Source organism: Salegentibacter sp. T436, from assembly GCF_001932675.1.
Classification (GTDB): domain Bacteria; phylum Bacteroidota; class Bacteroidia; order Flavobacteriales; family Flavobacteriaceae; genus Salegentibacter; species Salegentibacter agarivorans.
Genome location: NZ_CP012872.1, coordinates 3,571,023 through 3,590,123 on the forward strand (window position 1 = coordinate 3,571,023; position 19,101 = coordinate 3,590,123).

General features: G+C 35.9%; 16 protein-coding genes and 1 pseudogene. 6 read left to right on the top strand and 11 right to left on the bottom strand.

Translation table 11 applies throughout. From position 1 onward, the window contains the following. Positions 1-43 precede the first annotated feature (43 nt). Complete coding sequence (locus tag AO058_RS15905) at positions 44-523, top strand: ASCH domain-containing protein (RefSeq protein WP_075327435.1); 480 nt, start codon at positions 44-46, stop codon at positions 521-523. Positions 524-990: 467 nt separating this feature from the next. Here AO058_RS15905 and AO058_RS15915 read toward each other — a convergent pair whose 3' ends face one another. The 4 genes and pseudogenes from AO058_RS15915 to AO058_RS18890 all read right to left on the bottom strand — a co-directional run. Beyond that, positions 991-1,281, bottom strand: a complete 291-nt coding sequence (locus tag AO058_RS15915; protein WP_075327437.1) for a hypothetical protein — start codon at positions 1,279-1,281, stop codon at positions 991-993. Beyond that, complete coding sequence (locus tag AO058_RS18880; RefSeq protein WP_317040647.1) at positions 1,271-1,720, bottom strand: site-specific integrase; 450 nt, start codon at positions 1,718-1,720, stop codon at positions 1,271-1,273. The genes AO058_RS15915 and AO058_RS18880 overlap by 11 nt, the downstream gene beginning before the upstream one ends. Continuing rightward, positions 1,690-2,205, bottom strand: a complete 516-nt coding sequence (locus AO058_RS18885) for a phage integrase SAM-like domain-containing protein (protein WP_335740069.1) — start codon at positions 2,203-2,205, stop codon at positions 1,690-1,692. The genes AO058_RS18880 and AO058_RS18885 overlap by 31 nt, the downstream gene beginning before the upstream one ends. 42 nt (positions 2,206-2,247) lie before the next feature. Continuing rightward, positions 2,248-2,415: pseudogene (locus AO058_RS18890) on the bottom strand (site-specific integrase); the annotation flags it as partial. A gap of 365 nt (positions 2,416-2,780) precedes the next feature. Between AO058_RS18890 and AO058_RS15930 the strand changes: the two are divergent. The 4 genes from AO058_RS15930 (at position 2,781) to tnpA (AO058_RS15945) (ending at position 7,347) form a co-directional block, all read left to right on the top strand. Beyond that, a protein-coding gene (locus AO058_RS15930) for an IS3 family transposase (protein WP_156858154.1) occupies positions 2,781-3,913 on the top strand; the annotation gives its coding sequence in 2 pieces (ribosomal slippage) (positions 2,781-3,042 and positions 3,042-3,913; 1,134 coding nt in all). 231 nt (positions 3,914-4,144) lie between these two features. Then, positions 4,145-5,374, top strand: a complete 1,230-nt coding sequence (locus AO058_RS15935) for an alpha/beta hydrolase (RefSeq protein ID WP_083634202.1) — start codon at positions 4,145-4,147, stop codon at positions 5,372-5,374. A gap of 171 nt (positions 5,375-5,545) precedes the next feature. Beyond that, positions 5,546-6,889 (top strand): TlpA family protein disulfide reductase, encoded by a 1,344-nt coding sequence (locus AO058_RS15940; RefSeq protein ID WP_075327441.1) that lies wholly within the window; start codon positions 5,546-5,548, stop codon positions 6,887-6,889. A 179-nt stretch (positions 6,890-7,068) separates the two neighbouring features. Next, positions 7,069-7,347, top strand: coding sequence for an IS66 family insertion sequence element accessory protein TnpA (tnpA, locus tag AO058_RS15945; protein ID WP_075327442.1), 279 nt, complete (start codon positions 7,069-7,071; stop codon positions 7,345-7,347). An 82-nt stretch (positions 7,348-7,429) separates the two neighbouring features. Here tnpA (AO058_RS15945) and tnpA (AO058_RS15950) read toward each other — a convergent pair whose 3' ends face one another. Continuing rightward, complete coding sequence (gene tnpA / locus AO058_RS15950) at positions 7,430-7,714, bottom strand: IS66 family insertion sequence element accessory protein TnpA (protein WP_075327443.1); 285 nt, start codon at positions 7,712-7,714, stop codon at positions 7,430-7,432. A 245-nt stretch (positions 7,715-7,959) separates the two neighbouring features. Between tnpA (AO058_RS15950) and AO058_RS15955 the strand changes: the two genes are divergently transcribed. Next, positions 7,960-8,592 (top strand): hypothetical protein, encoded by a 633-nt coding sequence (locus AO058_RS15955; RefSeq protein ID WP_075327444.1) that lies wholly within the window; start codon positions 7,960-7,962, stop codon positions 8,590-8,592. Positions 8,593-8,893: 301 nt separating this feature from the next. On the opposite strand, the gene AO058_RS15965 is transcribed toward AO058_RS15955, so the two are convergent. Genes AO058_RS15965 through AO058_RS15990 form a run of 6 tightly spaced genes read right to left on the bottom strand, consistent with a single transcriptional unit; the run spans position 8,894 to position 19,089 of the window. Then, the gene (locus AO058_RS15965; RefSeq protein WP_075328004.1) at positions 8,894-10,309 is read right to left on the bottom strand and encodes a TolC family protein; all 1,416 of its coding nucleotides are present in this window, start codon (positions 10,307-10,309) and stop codon (positions 8,894-8,896) included. Between the two features lie 7 nt (positions 10,310-10,316). Beyond that, entirely contained in the window at positions 10,317-10,982 is a 666-nt protein-coding gene (locus AO058_RS15970) for an ABC transporter ATP-binding protein (protein WP_075327446.1), read from the bottom strand. 60 nt (positions 10,983-11,042) lie between these two features. Then, on the bottom strand, positions 11,043-11,786 hold the full coding sequence (locus AO058_RS15975; protein ID WP_075327447.1) for a head GIN domain-containing protein: 744 nt from the start codon (positions 11,784-11,786) through the stop codon (positions 11,043-11,045). Between the two features lie 34 nt (positions 11,787-11,820). Continuing rightward, positions 11,821-14,229 (bottom strand): ABC transporter permease, encoded by a 2,409-nt coding sequence (locus tag AO058_RS15980; RefSeq protein ID WP_075327448.1) that lies wholly within the window; start codon positions 14,227-14,229, stop codon positions 11,821-11,823. A gap of 11 nt (positions 14,230-14,240) precedes the next feature. After that, a complete protein-coding gene (locus tag AO058_RS15985; protein ID WP_075327449.1) occupies positions 14,241-16,628 on the bottom strand; it encodes an ABC transporter permease in 2,388 nt (795 codons plus the stop codon). Positions 16,629-16,668: 40 nt separating this feature from the next. Further along, positions 16,669-19,089, bottom strand: a complete 2,421-nt coding sequence (locus tag AO058_RS15990; RefSeq protein WP_075327450.1) for an ABC transporter permease — start codon at positions 19,087-19,089, stop codon at positions 16,669-16,671. Positions 19,090-19,101: the final 12 nt, after the last annotated feature.

The following is a 19,101-nucleotide window of genomic DNA, read 5'->3' on the forward strand; positions in this document are numbered from 1 at the left end:
ACAAATTTAAAAAGCACTCAAAAAATTTCGAGATAGGGAAACTATGAATAATGGAAGAGAAAATTTTAAATCTGTAATAACCCTATGGGAAGACTTTCTTACTCAAAACCCTCAGAATAAATTAGGAGAAGTTCCAGTTTCTTTCTATTTCTGTGACAATGAAAAAGATGCGAATGAATGTGCTGAGTTGGTAGTTAATGGAATAAAAAGGGCTACTGCTACTTCTTTATGGTGGTTTAAAAAAATTAATAAACCTCTGCCAAGAGCCGGGGACCAACAAATTGTGACGGATTGGAATGGAAATGCAAAAGCTATAATTGAAACGTTGAAGATAGAGCAGGTTCCATTTAATAAAATCACAGAAGAATTTGCAGCAACTGAAGGCGAAGGCGATAAATCCCTTAAATATTGGAAAAAAGTTCACAAAGCATACTACGAAAGAGAGATGATCTCCTACCCAGAAAAATTCAGCGAGGAAATGATTATAGTTTGTGAATATTTTAAAACGATTTACCCACAGTAAACTCTTTTGAAGATGCCTGGTTTAAAGTCAGTTTTTGAAAAATGCTTCTCAACTTTTCATTCTCTTTCGATGAGATCGTTTTTAGGGGTGCACCTTATAATGGTATTATATTTATAGGATTTTCCATCCGCTCTTAATACGAGCTTAGACGTTTCAAAGAAATTTTTCATCGTCAAAGAATTTTTGGGAAAAGTCCGGATGAAATAGTCATGAAACTCTCTACAGCTGGGGCCATCCATATTAAAATGGATTTTTGAATTATGTGCGTCCCAATTTTTTAGAAGTACATTCTTTAAATCCTGCTTACTTGTTTTATCATAGTTCAAAAGATCATATCTAATTAAACCGTGATATAGCTTTTGTATTTGATCTTCAGAAATCTCAAGATGAAAATTATTTTCTCTTTTTGGTTTATTTTTGTTGAGTGCTGGAAATGCTTTTTGAACTTGGATACTATCTCTAAATTGCTACGTCCAGGTTATAACTGCTAAATAAAACCCGCTACTAAAGGCAAGCAGTAGAAGAATTTGGACTGTATAATTATCTGGCGGTATGGTTGTTCTTGCGAAGGATATTAGATGCATAACTCCCAACCCAGTTAATAGAAAGAGGATTCTTGGTTTCTCTAAATTAGATTTCCAGAATATTTCCTCATCCCACATATAGGTCCAGAAAACTTCACCATAATGTAAAACGAGTCTTCCATAAATATAGATAAAGCCAAGAGTTGTTAGATATTTGAATAAATCAAAACTCATAATCCATTTCAAGTTCTGGAATCAGGTTGGCTGCTTCCTTCTTCTTCTTATCTACTATTTTTGCGTACACCTGGGTAGTTCTGATTTCTTTATGTCCCAGAACTTTTGACACGGTATAGATATCAGCACCGTATTCTAATAGTAAAACTGCGTGAGTGTGCCGGGCACTATGAAATGTTATATGCTTGGTGATACCTGCCCGCATACACCATCTAAGTATTTCCGCATTAAAATGGGCTCCATATTTTAATCCCTTAAAAACGAGATCACTTTCTCTTTTCCTCTTTCCTAATAGTTGTCTTGCTTGGTTAGAGATATATTGATACTCCTGACCTGAAGTCTTCTTTTGTTTAAAAATAAGCCGCGGACCTTCCTCTTCGTCTCTAATTTCAACCCAGGTGAGCTTGTTTATATCGCTCCACCTAAGTCCGTTAGGCAACTAAACAAAAAAGCATTTTTTAGCACCTGATGTTTACAGTGAGCTTTTGCCATAGCTTGCAATTCTTCCTGGGTAAGGTATTCTCGAGATGTTTCACCTTGGGCAAAACCTTTTACCGTCGTGGCAAAGTTTCGTCTGGTATAACCGTCTTCAAAAGCCTGCCGCAATGCTGCTTTAAATTTATTATAATAAGTATATTTTGAATTTTGAGATAAAGCAGTATTAGATTTTGTTCTTGATTTATGATTTAAAAACTTTTTAAATCCTATTACGAAATCTTCATCAATGTCTTCAAATGTTATTTTTTTCTTCCCACAATAGGCTTCAATATGATTTTGTGCGGCATCCCAGTTATCATAGTTTCCTTTACTTTCGTAACGCTCCTCTTTAAGTTTATCGTAATAAGAAAGGAAGAGAAGTCGGTCTTTACTTTTATCCTTAATTTCATATTTACCCTGCGCATATTCTGCTTGACGAATAGACAAAATTTGTTCTGCTCTTAATAAGGTTTCATTATTATTTTTCTTTTCAGCAGCTGTCCTAGGGTTAATTAGAAGATATTCTTTGAGATATTCAAATTCTCTTTGATGCTTAATTTTACCCTTTTCATTTTGCGTAAACCCTTTATAGTATTCAATATAAAGGCTATACTTTCCTGTGGCCAGTTTTTTCTTTTTTAAAGCTATTTTTATAATTGAATATTTTGTTCAATTTACAAAAAAACTTTTACAGGTGTAAAAAATTACACCTCATAGTTATATTTTTTAAAAAGGTGTAAATGAGGTGTAAATAAAGGTGTAAAATTAGTAACTTATAAAAAAATATAGGAAAATTTAATTTTCTTTAAACCCTTTAATTTCGATAGTTTTGACGATATTTGATACCATATAACACCAAATAAAATTACATGTTTATTTTCCGATGCAGTATTTTTCAGTCCCCATAAACACTGGTAGTTTGGAAGGTCGAGGTGGAAAATAGGTCCAAGTCATTTTGTAAGCTTCCCTTAAAAACGAACTGTTTAAAAGTATAATATATTTTATAACTTTAAACAGTAATTATGAAGAAGAGTAGATATACACCACAGCAAATCGCAAAGATTTTAAAGGAGTTTGATAACGGAAAAACGGCCGCAGAAATCAGCCGTGAATATGGCATTAGTACAGCTGCATTCTACAAGTGGCGGGAACGTTATGGCGGTATGAACGGCAAAGAGCTGAAGCGCCTGAAGGACCTTGAGAAGGAGAACCGAAGGCTGAAGCAGATGTATGCCAATCTATCCCTGGATCATCAAATGGCCAAAGAAATCATCGAAAAAAAGCTTTAAAGCCCTGCCGTAAAAGAACCATAGCCAAAGAACTTACGCGTTACGGTATTAGCAGGGCGTGCCGTGTTTTAAATATGAGCAAAAGCGTTTTTTATTACAGGCCAATTCCAAAGGACGATACTGCTATCGAAGCGGCCTTACAACAAAAAGCTAAAGAACATAGCGAAGAAGGCTTTTGGATGGCTTACGATCGATTAAGGAGTGAAGGCAGGCCCTGGAACCATAAACGGGTTTACCGGGTCTATAAAAAGCTTGGCCTGAGTTTGAGACGAAAAGTGAAAAAGCGGGTACCTGCCAGAGTTAAAGAACCCCTGGAGGCTCCCATAGCTCCTAATCGTAGCTGGAGTATTGATTTTGTGACCGATGTCCTGGAAAATAAAAGACGCTTCCGCGGCTTAACAGTTATCGATGATTACAACCGAGAAGCATTGCATATAGAAATTGATTTTTCACTGCCTAGCAAACGTGTCGTCTGGGTATTGAACCATTTAATTAATCGCAGGGGAAAACCCCAAAAAATAAGAATGGATAATGGTCCTGAATTTGTTGCTAAAATCGCTTCAGAATGGAGCCAGATGCAAGAAATCGACTTTCAGTATATTCAACCTGGGAAACCAACCCAGAATGCTTTTATAGAGAGATTCAATGGAACCTATAGAAGAGGCGTTCTCAATAAGTACCTCTTTGAAGATCTAAATCAGGTAAGGGAACAAACCGAGACCTGGATGGAAGATTACAACAATGTAAGACCACCAAATGCACTGGGAAAAATGGCCCCCGTAGCATACGCAAAAACTCATTCTCCTGGCGGTACCGCCAGGAGAATGAAAAATGATATTTTTAGACAATCAAGCAGTTCTAATTAGGGGAAGCTTACAATCAGAATCTTTTGGATCTTCAAAAACAAATCCATAATTACGAGGAAGGTCTCTTTTGAATCTTTTTGCTTTAACTAATTTATCTGTTTCAATATTAGGAGCTATCTTTATTGGAATACAAGAAAACATGAAAAACGAAATAATGATGAATATGAGTGGACGCATTGTTATTGTTTCTTTTAATCTATCAACAAATATAGCATCTAATCATTCAACGAAATGCCAACGTATAAAAAACACTGCTTAACCTTTCCTGAATCGAAAGTCCGTGCTCGCTTGGAACTAAACAAACCTCTGATTATTAAAAAATTGCTTTTTTGCATTCTTATACTTAATATTTTTTGCACTTACGGACAGAAAATAGAATACAAAACTTATGAAAAGGGAATAAATATTGGTCATATTGATACAATTAATTCTAAAGTTCTAAATGAAAGTAGAGAACTTTTAATTTATCTTCCTGAAAGTATAAGTTATTCTGAATATAAGAGAGTTAAATATCCTGTACTCTATCTTTTAGATGGTAGGTACAATTTCCTTGAATTAGTCGCCTTACAAAGACAATATGCTGAGAAAAACGATACTAAAATTCTACCCGAAATGATAATTGTTGGAATTTCTAATAAAAACCACAATAAAAGAGGCTATGATTACTCTCCGACTCCAGCGGGGAATTCTGAGAGATATGGTGGTGGTGACCATTTTTTAAAATTTATAAAAAATGAATTATTTACATATATAGAAAATCGTTATCCTGCAGCAAGTAAAAATAGAACATTTATTGGGCATTCATTTGGAGGTGTTGCAGTATTGAATGCGCTGTCAAGGCATTCGGATATGTTTGAAAATTATGTATTAATTGATGCAAGTATTTGGTTTGATAATGAATTATTCCTTAACGATCCAGAATTCACATTAAAAGGTAAAAATTTATCAGATAAAAATCTATTCATAGGTATAGCTAATACTTCAAAGTACGGTAGTACTTTAGAATCTATTAAAAATGACACTATAAGTGCTAACAGGTATATCAGACATTCATTAGAATTAAAAAATCAAGTAAATGAATCCTCAACTGGACCTAATTTAGAATGGCAGTATTATGAAAATGATACTCACGGTAGCAGTATGTTTCTTACTCAATTAGATGCTTTAAGGTTTTTTTATTCCTGGTTTGAATTTAAAGAAGAAAAAAAATATCAGGGAAAATATGATTTGCCAAAGGCTGAGGAAGAATCTTTTTCTAGCTTAACTGAAAAACATTTTAAAATGGTCTCCGATAAATTAGGGTATGATTTTTATCCTACTGTACCATGGTTAATTAGTAATTCGGACATGCTTTTAAATTTTCATAAGGTTCCCGAACAGGCTAAAGATCTGTTATATCTTGCCAAAGAATATTATCCAGAAAATAAACAAATCAAAGATAAATTGTTGCAATTAAAATAATTTCCGGTTAAAAAAGTCTAAACTCAACATATTAAAATAAAGATGCTTAATCCGGCCTCAAGTCGAAACTCCTTGCTCGCTTAGCAGATTTTCTTAACTGACAATCACACTCACCAGCGCGCACTGTTTTTATACGGGACCATTGGGTGAAATATTCAAAAATCCTAGGTGATGAACAAATATTTTAAATTACTATTATCAATCTTCATTTCAGTTCTTTGTAGTTGTAATAAAGACGAAATTTCGACCAATTTAGAAATAACACTCCAGAACCCAGTTGAAGGAACAATTTTTATTTCCGGAGGTGATATGAAGTATAAAAGAAAAGTAGAAAGGAATACTTCACGGGTAAAGGATACACTTAATTTGCCGTATGATGGTTATTATCTAATATCTTATGGTCAAGCTTCCATACAACTGTATCAAAATATTGGTGAAGATCTTAAGATGAAATTAGATGCTGAAAAGTTTCCCAGTTCAACAAAGTTTTACGGAAAAAACGAAGAGATTAATTCTTATCTTTTAGAAAAAGAGCTATCCGACAGTACAGATTATAAGCTTACTGAAAAGAAGTTCTTAGAGAATTTAACTTCAAGAAAGAAGTACCTAAAAGAAAGAATTCAAGACCTTCCGATAAAATTTAGAGAAGTTGAAAAAAAAGAAATTCAATATAATTATTATACAAAAATATTTCTTTATCCAAAGATACATCGAAATCTAACTAATAATCAAAACTTTAAAGTTTCAGATAATTATTTTGATGAGATTAAAAATTTTAAGTTTGATGATACCATTGCATATCAGGAATCACAAACAAGGTCATATCCATCACTCACCAAATTCTATTACGAATGGTTGGCCAGAAAAAAACTGTCTGAATATAATGGCAGCCATACCTTGGCCTTTTTGAGCGCAGTCAATCAAGATTTTCCAAAGGGAAAAACCAAGGATGATCTTTTCAAATTTGGATTACGTTTAGGATTAAGTTTAAATGATCCTATAGATAAAATAAACAATCTTGTTTCCAAAGCTGTGAAAGATGATATTTTTAGAAAAGAAATTAATGAAAAATATGTTTCTTTAAGCAAATTGACGAAGGGCAGACCTGCACCACATTTCAAATTAGCGAGTTACAATGGTGACGAGGTTTCTCTCGACGATTTAAAAGGCAGGATTACTTATGTTGATATCTGGGCCACTTGGTGTGGTCCATGTATAGCTGAAATCCCAGCCCTAAAAAACCTTCAGAAAAAATTCCCAGATGTAAATTTTGTTTCTATTTCTATAGATAGAAAAAGTGAAATTGAGAAATGGAAAAAAATGATTAGAGATAAAAAGTTAGAAGACAGCTATCAACTAATAGCATTCCAAGATAAAAAATTCCAAAATGATTATGGAATTAATGGAATCCCTAGATTTATCTTAATTAATAGAGCAGGAAATTTAATAGATGCCGATGCAAAAAGGCCTTCCGATCCAAATATTGAAAACCAGCTATCGCATTTGACAAAATAAAATTCAAATAGAAAACTCCGCAAAACATTATATCCTATGAAAAGCAAAGATGCTCTAAACAGTGGCTAATCGAAACGTTTTCTTGCTTGCTTATATGTTGGAAGTATCCACCCCACCAACTGCATCTTGATTAGCTGACTTTCGACCGGTAGCTTTGCTGCTCTAAAATAATATTTATTATGAGCAAACAGGAAGAAATGAACACTTTAGTTAATGAATATCGTAATAGCGGCCTTTCGGCAAAAGCCTTTAGCAAAGAAAAAGGGATTAGACCATCCACTTTCTGTTACTGGATCCGCAAGAAGAAAGATGAAGATCAGCCCGGGGGATTTGTAGAAGTAACCAGGGGATTAAATTGGTCATCGGGTGAGCTGGAACTTATTTATCCCAACGGGGTCAAACTCCAAATGAATGCTGCGGACCTGGGATTAATTGCTCGGTTAGTCAAGCTATATTAATGTTCTCCTTAGGTTCCTCCCATAATTATCACTTTTATCACAAGCCTTTCAATAGAAATGATAGGTGTTAGAGGAGTTAAGGCTATACATGCCGCAACTGCAGCAGTTTAGCTATAAGTTCTGGATCTGAACCCTTCATTCTAAGATGAACGCCATTGGGGAAAATAAGTTCGACTTCCATAGGCACAGAAGACCTTGTTGGGGTTATTGTCACAAATCCTGCACTACTGTTCTGGCCGTATTTTTTCTTCTTCCAATAGTAAAAGGTGGACGGAACCAAACCCTTGATTTCACAAAATTTCTTCCCACTGAGAGAACTACTTTCATACTCCTCAATCAAAGCAAACATTTCTTGTTCTTTACTCATTATAAATATTTTTGAGCAAAGCTAAATTCAGTATATTTATTTAACAATACGGGTTTGGTGGGGTGGATACGTTTTATCAGGGTCCAAAAGATCGTATTTCATTAATCCCTGATAAAGATTTTGTAATTGATCTTCGGAAATTTTAAGCTGAAAATTGTTCGTTTTCTTAAATGCTGTCTTGTATGGTAAAGGTAAAGCTGCTTCTACCTGCATATTATTGCTGAACTGATCTGTCCGGGTCACAAATGCGAAATAAAATCCAACTCCATAGGGTAGAAGATGAAATTTCCGAATTGGCCAGGGATACCAGGATGGTGATGCTTAATGAAAATCACTGGTATCCAAACCACAGACTATTCGCAATAGAATTATTGAAAAAATTAAAAAAGAATGATTATACGCATTTGGCATTAGAAGCGCTCTTCCCAAACCAGGATCAAAAAATAAACGAAAGGGGGTATCCTACTTTTAGTTCGGGATATTATATAAGGGAACCCAATTTTGGTCAGTTAATTCGCAAGGCTAAAGAACTGGGTTTTGTAATCATTGGCTATGAGAATCAAAACCGGGAGATCAACAGGGAACTAGGCCAGGCTCAAAACCTTCAAAAAATTCTGGAAGAGCATCCGAATCAAAAAATCTTTGTCTATGCCGGGCTGGATCATATTCTTGAAAAAGAAACTAAATCCGGTAAGCGAATGGCCGCATATTTTAAAGAACTTACAGGAATCAACCCGCTAACCATAAACCAGGCTGATATGGTTGGAACCACTCACAATGAATTGAATTTGATACCTCAAAACGTGGTAAAGTCCTTTAAAAAATTAGATAAGGCAGTTGATTTTTTTGTGATCAATAACCTAAAATCTAGTTTTTAGGACAGGATAGTCGGGGAAAATAAAACTTAGAAATTGACCATTGGACCACATCGATTTGATGAATTAAATGCTGAAGAAGTACTCATAAAAATATATAAGAGATCTGAATATGACATCTATAAAAGCGGAAGTATTCCAGTACGAGCAACTTTAAAAAAACCGTCTGACAAATCGATAAGTTTTAATCTACCTCCGGGAAACTATACCATTCATTTTAGCTCTTTAGAAAATGATAATCTCAGTATATTTAATAAAACTATCGAGCATTAATAAATTTAATATTCCTGGAATAGCGTGAACTTCATATTGAAAAACCCCTATAATAATCCAGGATCTTAGTTCTGAAAATGTATTCATAGCGCGCGTTGGCTAGATTTATTTTAGCATTATCCAAGTTGTTTTTACTAATGATATAATCAACAATATTCGAAACCCCGCTGTTAAAACGAATTTCATTAACCCTAAAAGATTCTGTATAAGCAGCTACCTGTTCTTTATAAATTCCATAGCGGTTAAAGGCAGTTTGCATATCGTTATGAGCTTCCTCAATAGCCTGCTCGAATTCATTTTTTGTTCGTTCAAATTCTACTTCCCTTTCTTCAAGTGCTATTTTTTGAAGCGCCACTGTATTTCTTGCTCTAAACCCATTAAAAATAGGAATGTTAACCGCTAACCCCACATTGGAATTTAAATTATTGATCAATTGATCATGGTATGGGATTTTTTCTTCCATAAAATTTGTTTGCTCCTCTAATACCGAATAATTGTCTTCCCCTACATTAACAAATTGACCCGTTTCTACAATGGCCGTTCCGGTTTCATTAAAAAGCCTGGCAAGACTGGAATAATTGGTATTTAACTGGGCAAAAAAGGAAATTTCAGGGGAATATAAACTTCTGGAAACCTGTACATCTTCTTTTGCAGCTTCAATTCTCAACTCCCCGGCTTTGAATGTAGCCAGATTTTTCAGAGATTCCTTAAAAACTTCATCTGCAGAAAACCTATATTCAACGGGTTCAGTTGTAAAGTATTCAGGTGTAACATCAATTTCTACTTCAATATTCAAAAGCCTTTTCAGTTCAAGTTTTGAGGCTTTTAAATTGTTTTCAGCGTCGGCAATAATAGCTTTATCATTGGCTAACTGTCCTCGGATGTCGGTATAATTCGCCGGACTTCCCTCCCCTTCATCATTTAGTGTTTTTAAACGCTCCACTTGATCCTCGGTAGCGAGGCGTCTTGTTTTTGCCAGTTCCAACAAATCTTTATTATTTAAAACCTGGAAATAAGCGAGCGTAACATTTAAAACCATCTCCTGCCGGGCTTCCTGAACTTCCATCTCCGCAGCTTCCAAATTCAAACGTTCACGCTGAATCCTGTTTTTAATCTGAAAACCATTAAAAAGGATTGCTCCCAGACCTATCCCTGCATTAGAGAAGGTTAATTCTTCATCTATATAGGTATTTGTAAATGGATCTATACTTCTACCATTATTTAGTCCATAGCTATAATTAGCATTAAGATCTGGCAATCTACTATTACGGGTTTGTTTAAATTGTAATTCAGAAGTTCTTTCTCTAAACACCGAACTTTTTATATCAAGATTATTTTCCAAAGCAACTTCGATAGTTTCGTCCAGGTTTAATTGTAATTCTGAATCCTGAGCGTATCCTGAAATAGAAAAAACAATAAATAGTAGGCAAGTAAATTTTTGAAACATACTGATTTTATTTTTTTGAAATACTTCCATCCAAAAGCTTGATAGTCCTTGTCCCATAAGCTGCGTTACTTTCTGAATGCGTGGCTTGGATTATAGTAACTCCTTCTTCATTTAATTCCTTAAAAAGTTGCATAATGTCATCACTCTGATTGGAATTTAGATTGCCAGTAGGTTCATCGGCAAGGATTAGCTTTGGCTTTATGATTAGTGCCCTGGCAATCCCAACTAATTGTTGCTGCCCTCCACTAAGTTGGTGCGGAAACAAATCTTTCTTACCAACAATATTGAAACGGTCCAGCATATCAGCTACCAATGCCTTTCGTTCAGAACTTTTTACTTTCTTATAAAGCAATGGGGTTTCGATGTTTTCATACACCGTTAGATCGTCCAGGAGATGATAAGCCTGAAAAATAAATCCGATATTTTCATTGAAGATAGCAGTTCTCTTTTTCGGTTTTAAATCGTGAATAGCTTCCTCTTCAAAAAAGTATTCGCCCTCATCAAATCCATCAAGCATAGCAATTACATTTAGCAGCGTAGATTTTCCAGAACCAGATGGCCCCATAACAGAAAGAAATTCTCCCTTTTTAATATTCAGGCTTAAATCGTTGAGCAGGAAAATTCTTCTTCCTCCTGTTTTTACCCATTTATAAATGTGGTTGAGTTGTATCATTGTTTATTTTTATTATTTATTTCTTATTTTTTTAGTGCTTATCTCTGAAGTCAAACATATTTATTTAGATCTGTTGATTTTTAAGCCTCCTAAAACCAGTCCCTTCTTTATCTCAGGATTTCCTTTATATTCCAGAGAAGCTTCGCCATAAGCTGTGATTTTTATTTCTTCAGTAGCGTTAATAAAGAAATCAGATTCCCCATAAGCTGTTATTTTGCTAGTTTGGGTTTTAGCTTCAAGTGCGTTCACTGTACTAGCTCCATAAGCCCTGATTTTTTGTTGCATAATTTTACCAGCTTTTATATTTAAAATACTTTCTCCATATATGGAAGTTCGAAGTCTTTTAATATCTACTTCATTTAACGTGACGGTTGATTCCCCATATATCTTCAATCGAAATTTATTCTCTTTCAAAGGACTTTCACAGACTATATTTTCTTCGCCTCTTAGGGACATTTCCTTCAAGGTTTTATATGATATAACTGCAGTAACAACTGTTCCCTTATAGATTGGCTTTTTCATTTTCCGCCCATTTTTAGTAAGCTTTTCTTTCTTGGTAAATTCCTTCGCGTCGTCTAGGTAAACCCGAAGAGTTTTGTTTTTGACTTCAATATTCAATTTTTCTTCACGCTCGGTAATGTTCTCAATTGTCACTGCTTCTTCATTGCCTTCAACGAAACTTACCTGAATATGAGGGCTAATTATTACTTTATCGAATTCATCTACTGATGTTTTTTCCTGAGCAATTACTGAATTACAAATGGACAATAATAGTAGAGTAAAATAGAAGCAGATATTTTGCATAATTAAGTTTTAGGTGTGAGTGATAAATAGCTATTTATTCGGTTCGTAAACTTTTTACTGGATTGGCGGATGCGGCCTTATAACTTCTAAATCCAATGGTGAGCAAAGCAATGAGAGTTGTTAAGATTCCGGCGAGTACAAAGACCCACCATTTTATTTCTATTCTATAAGCGAAATCCTGGAGCCATTGCTCCATAAGAAAATAACCCAGTGGAAAGGCAATGATGAATGAAATCAATATGAGTCTAATAAAGTCCTTAGAAAGCAGGGCAATGATCCCGCGCACGCTTGATCCCAAAACTTTCCTTACCCCAATTTCCCTTACCCTTCTTTCTGCAGCAAATGTTACCAGACCGAATAAACCCATACAGGCTACAAATATGGTGAGCCCGGTAAAAATGCTGAGTATGGTTCCCATCTTTTGCTCCCGGAGATAAGTTTTATTGAAAGATTCATCTAAAAAAGTATAACTGAATGGTTCTTTAAGACTGAATTTCTGCCATTCGCTTTCCATGTTACTTAACAACGATGCGACATCAGCTGTATTGGTCCTTACAATCAATCCGCCGTAGGGGTTGTTCATCAAAATTAAAGGTTCAATTTCCCGGTGAAGCGACTTAAAATGAAAGTCTTTTACCATGCCAACTATTGTTAATTCACGGCCACCTTCATCGGTATCCTGTGTAAAAGTTTTACCAATAGGATCCTGATGGAACCCTAACGAATTTGCAGCGGTTTCATTTATGATGACTTTATCCTCTTCAGCACTAAACTCCTTCGAAAAATTTCTTCCGGCTACAAGTTCAAGCCCCAGCGTGGGAATGTAAGCTTCATCCACCTTATAGATAAACATTCTTCGTTGATACTCATTGTTAAGTAAAATACCAGACATATTTATATCAGAAGGTCCGGCAGGCACATACGACGAATTACTTACCGATTTCACCCTGGGATCTTCTAAGATCTGGTTTTTAAAAGCATCGCGTTGTTCGCCCAATAGTTGAGCTTCCCTTAGCACCAGGATATGGTCTTTATCGTAACCTAAATCTTTATTTTGGATAAATGCCATTTGCTGGTAAACAACAATAGTAGCAAGGATAAGTCCTGCCGAAATGATAAATTGAAATATAACCAGTCCATTTCTTAAATTGCTTTTTCCGGAGGCTGAGAACCTATTTTTTAAGACCTGAATTGGTTTAAAGGAGGAAAGAAAAAAGGCAGGATAGCCACCGGCTAGAAAAGCTACTAAAACAATAAGAGCCAAAGTCGAGAATACAATGGAATACTGAAGTAAGTCAAAAACCTGTAATGATTTCCCGGCCAATTGATTAAAGGTGGGCAGAAAGAGGATCACCAAAACTATTGCCAGTAGCGCCGCTACTATGGTTGCCAGAAATGACTCGGTTAAAAATTGCTTTATAAGTTGTTTTTGACCGGAACCAAGGACTTTTCTTATCCCGACTTCTTTTGCCCTTTTAGATGCCGCAGCTGTGGCCAGGTTCATAAAATTTATACAGGCAATGAACAACATAAAGATGGCCACTGCGCCAAAAATATACAAGTATTTAATATCCATTCCGGGCTTAAGATGTCCGCTACTTACAAAATCTGGGTTCAAGTGAATATCTGTTAGGGGTTGTAAAAATAAACCCACACTATTTTTATCTTTAAATTCTGAATAAGAAACTCCAATAGCATCCCTTATTTGGGGCCCCATATACTTATCCATGATACCCGGTAATTTTGCCTCCAGATTTCTAAATTGATTTCCATCTTTTAACAACAAATAAGTATGAAAGTCAGAATTAACCCAGGAAGTGGTATTTGCATATTCATATCCATTCATCGAAGCAAATACATCAAATTCAAAGTGCGAGTTTTCGGGAATTTCTTCCATAACTGCGGTGACTGTAAAATTCTTATCCCAGTCTTCAAATTTTAAACGCTTCCCAATAGGATTTTCAGTGCCAAAATAGCGCTCAGCTTCCTTTTTCGTAAGAATAACGGCATTAGGATCTTCTAAGGGATTGATGTTGTTTCCTTTTAATATTTTAAAATCAAAAACTTCAAGAAATTCAGGATCTATATATGCGAAATCAAAATCTCTGTAAGTTTTATTATTATAGGAAAGTGACGGATCGTTCATTTGTTTAAGACGTGCAGTAGTCAAAACTTCCGGGAATTCCTTTTCTAAAGTTGGGCCAACCGGAGGCATAACAACAGCTTCACTAATTTCTTCCCCTCCGATTTCTGCTTTAAAAACCACCCGAACGATATCATCGGCTTTCTTGTGAAAACGATCATAGCTTACTTCATTCAGAATAAACAGAAGGATAAGCAGACAGGAAGCTAACCCCAGGCTAAGGCCTAGGATATTAATTCCATAAACCCCCTTGTTCTTTAGCATACTTCTTTTCGCGGCTCTTATATAATTTTTTAACATTTCTAGGAGTTTTATTCGGTTCGGAGATTCTTAGCAGGATTTCTCAATGCTGCTTTTACCACTTTTACACTAATTGTTGCCAAAGCAATGACTACAACTATTAGAATACTTTCAAAGAAAATTAAAGGACTTATTTCAATTCGATATGGAAAATCAGCTAACCAATTGTTTAAAAAATACCAGGCGAGTGGCACGGAAATTAAACTTGCAACTACAATAAGTTTTAGTGAGTCTTTAGAAAATATCGCTACAATTTGCGTTACGGAAGCGCCCAGTACTTTACGAATACTAATTTCTTTTGCCCTTTTCTGAAGGTTAAAAGTAATTAACCCGAATAAACCCAGGCAAGAGAGTAAAATTATTAGTGTACTGAAAATTTTTAAGATTCTACTTATCGTGGCCTCTTTCTCAAATTCACGTTTCAGATGTTCAGATATCCAGGAAAAATCAAATCGATTTTCAGGATAAAAACTTGTATATGCTTGTTCCAGTTTGGGGATAATCTGCATTGGATTCTCTGTATTGATCCTGATGAGCATATTACCAAATTCAGGATTTTTTACTGACCGAATGATTGTTGGAGCTAAAGGATTTCGCAGGGATTGGTTATGGAAATCCTTAACGATACCAATAGGAATTCCGTTTATTGCTTCATGAGGCCGATTAAGTTCATTAATTTTTAGTCTTTTGGCAGTATAGGCTGTAATCAAAACCGGGTTTAAGTTCTGATCTATTTCTTCCGCTTCTGAAGTTTCAGGGCCCAAGGCCTTGTCTGCGGAAAATTCCTGTCTAAAAGATCTACCTTCTAAAACCTCCAGCTGCAATGTTGATTGAAAATCCTGATCTCCGTCAATATACCAGGTTTCTAACTGATTACCCGGAAATTGCGGATCATCAACATTTTTTGAGAACGTACCTCCGCTTGAAGGAATCCACTGACCGATAGTGGCAGTTTCAACACCCGGAATATTAGTTATCTCCTTTTTAAAAGCACTTCCATTTACTCCCCAATTGGTAAAAGAAATCCAAAGTAAATTCTCTTTTTCAAAGCCTAAATCTTTTTGATTTAAATAAAGAAGTTGATTATTAACCACCAGTGTACCCACGATGATACCCACCGTAATTATAAACTGGGTTACAATAAGTGATTTCCTAAATATTTCAGATCCTTTTGGTGGCTGAAATGAGCTACTGGTCACCGTAGCACTACCAGGTCGGGAAATGGTCCAGGCCGGATATAAACCTGTTATTAAACTTACTACAGTTAGTAAAAATAAAGCTGAAACTAAAAGTTGTGCCTGGTTTAAAAAATTTAAGGCTAACGCATTACCTATAAAGTTTTCCAGAGGGGCGAGGGATAAAAAATAAATTATCAGGCCAATCACAAAACTAATACTGAAAAACAGGAAAGATTCAATAAGGAATTGGAAGATGAGCCCTTTTCTGCTAGCCCCTAGAATTTTACGAAGTCCGGTAGTTTTTATCTTTTCTATAGTTCTCGCCGTACTTAAATTAACAAAGTTGATACTGGCAATAAGCAAGAGGAAAATGGCTACTCCTATTAGGATGTTAATATGATTCCTATTTCCTTTTACTTTTTGATATATTCCTTCCGAATTTAAATAAATGTCATCCATAGGCTGAAGGGAAAAGTTAAGTTCCCGTTCTTCAGCTACATTATCGGCATACCACTGATTGATTTTCTGGGTAAATGCAATGGAAGACACCCCATTCTTTAATAATAGATACTGAACTCCATACGGCATAAACCCATTAGAACTGAAATTTGCTGTAATGGACTTATTAATTACAAGAGCTTCTGCTCGTAAATGGCTATTAACAGGTAAATCTTCAATAATTCCAGTAATGATAAATTTTTCATTATCACCAAAATTGGATACATTTTCAACTATTTCCCCGACCGGGTTCTTATCAGGAAAATACCTGTTCTTAATTGTTTGGGTAATAACCAGATTTGGATAGCCAGGCTGGAAGTTTTGGGGTTCACCATCCTTAATTTCTAAATCCAAAATGTTCCATATTCCCGGATTTACTTCCAGGGTACTGACTTCAATTTTATCCTGGTTGAATAAAAATGTTGAGTTGATACTCTCTATGTTAGAAAAACTTTCAACTTGGTCAAAATTATCTGCAAGCGTTGGTGCTAAGGGCAATGGAGTAGAAGCTCTTTTTGAACCAGTTTCCGGTTCTTCCTGATTTATCCTAACAATCCGATCTGATTTACTCCAGTGTTTATCATAACTAAGTTCATTAATAACAACTGTTGCAACTAATAATGAAGCTGCTATGCCTAAACTTAAACCACCTATATTTATCGAAGAATATAGGGAGTTGGATTTTATATTCCGCCAAGCGATTTTAAAATAGTTTTTGAACATTATTTTATTTTTTCTAGAAACCTCACAGGTTTGAATAAGATTATTCCGTTTTTAAACTTTTTACAGGGTTTGCAGTTGCGGCATTTATGGTCTTAAAGCTTATAGTTACTATGGCGATTAGAAGTGCAATAATTCCTGCGGAAATAAAAACCCATAAGCTCAGGTCAATTCTTAAAGCATAATTTTCGAGCCATGTACTACTTAAATACCAAGAGATTGGAGTTGCAATTAAAAAGGCAATCCCTACCAGTTTAAGAAAGTCTGAAGTAAGTAGCAGAGTGATTTTGCCTACACTTGCCCCTATCACTTTTCTTATCCCAATTTCTTTTCGGCGCTGGGAAACCAACAACATAGACATTGCGAACAAACCAATACAGCTTAGGATGATGGCAATAACAGAACCGCTGGTGATGAGCGTGGTCATTGTTCGTTCCCTTCTTAAGGTGCGCTCAATATTTTCATCTAGGAAAGACCCTGTGAAGGTGGCATTTGGTTCTATTTTCTTCCAGGCGGCTTCAATTTTCTCGAAAGAACTTACCGCATTTTGAGGTGCTACTTTTACATAGGCATACCGCATATTCCAGTTCGGTTTTAGAAACAGCGTAAGCGGTTCTATTTCTTTGTCTAAATCCTGAAAATGATAATCCCTTATCACTCCTACCACATTAAAAGAACCAGACTCCTCCAGGTCAATCTTAGTATTCAATGCACTCTCCTCTTGTAGTTGACTTGCCATTGTCTCATTAATAACAACGGCGAGACTGTCGGTCGCAAAATTCCGATCAAAGGACCTTCCTCTTGAAAGATCTAGACCCAAGGTTTCGATATAGTCATAATCAACCATTAAAATGTTGGTTAAAACTTCCCTTCCTTTATATTCAAAGCCAACGACGCTGGTCGAGCGGCTTCCGTCCTTGCCGAGGCCCAGGATATTATTTGAGGCGGTAATGCTTATAATACCGAGATCGCCGCTTAGTTCATCCCGGATTAATTGCATGGCCTGGGCATCCTCTCGCTTTCCGTTAAGGGCGAAAGCAACTACCTGATCTTTGTTAAAGCCCAGATCTTTGCTGCGCATAAATTCTAGCTGGTTATTCAAAACAAGGGTGCCGCTAATAAGCAGAATGGCAATTCCAAACTGTATAACAATCAACCCGTCGCGAAGTCGATTTTTACCAGACATTTCAATTTTCCCTTTTAGGGCCTGAATAGTTCCCAAGCGACTGAGCAATAAAGCTGGATATCCCCCAGCAACCAGCGTAATAATTAGTAGGCATAGGAAAAGCCCAAGAATCATTTCAGTATTGGTCACAGAACTAAAGTTTGCCCGGGTTTGGAAAAGAGTCTGAAAAAGTTCTAATAATGCCCCGGCTACCAAAGTTGCTAGCCCAACGGAAGCCAGGAAAACCAAAATGCTTTCTCCCCAAAACTGAAAGAAAAGCTGGGACTTTCCCGCGCCCAAGGTTTTTCTCATCCCTACTTCCCGAAGGCGCTGAGCACTTTTTGCAATGCTCATGTTTACAAAATTTACCCCGGCAATTAAAATGATGAGTAGAGAAATTCCCAGTACCATATAAGGCCACATTCTTTTCGCAGTGATATTTCCATCCCGCTCGCTTGCGAAGTGGACATCTTTAAAAGGAAACAGTCTAATTTGCTTAAAATTTCCTGAGGCATCGGGTTGCGCCCCGTCACGTTTAAACCTGGCCATTTCGCCTTTATAATGATTATTAGTAAAAGTATTAGTAGTCTGTTCAAATTCTTGCGGACTCAAGCCAGAATTAAGCTGCATATAAACCTCGTGATTTTCTTTATCCCAGCGGCCTACATTATCAGCATAGGAAAAATCAGCCTGATTAGTGAAGTTCAAAGCCAGGTCAAATTGAATACTACTGTTATTGGGCATATCTGCAACAATAGCTGATATTGTAAAAGGACGCTCTTCACCCTCTGTAATTACGGTGATTGATTTTCCCACAACATCTGAACTTCCAAATATCCTGTTGGCTGCATATTCTGAAATTGCCACACCAGACTTTTCACCAATAGGATTTACTTTCTTCCCTTCTACCACGGGGAAGCTAAAAATAGAAAAGAAATCAGGATCTACATATGCGGCAGTCATTCGTAGTTCCTTATCCTCACTTATTACCAGCACACCTTTTCCGTTAAATCGGGTGATTTTTTTAACTCCTGGTACCTCTTCTTGCAGTGCGTCAGCAAACGGAACAGACTTGGAAGTGCTTACTTCTGGCCCGTCGGGCAATTGTTCTGTAGAATAGACCTGGTAAATACTATTATTGTTTTCGTGAAAATCATCGTAAGAAAGCTCAAACAAGGCATACATACTCAAAAGAATAGCAACACTAAAAGCTACAGTAATCCCAAGGATATTTAGAAATGTGAAGGTTTTATCCTTCCAAAGATTTCTAAGAGCGATTTTAAAATAGTTCTTGATCATTGTTTTATTTTT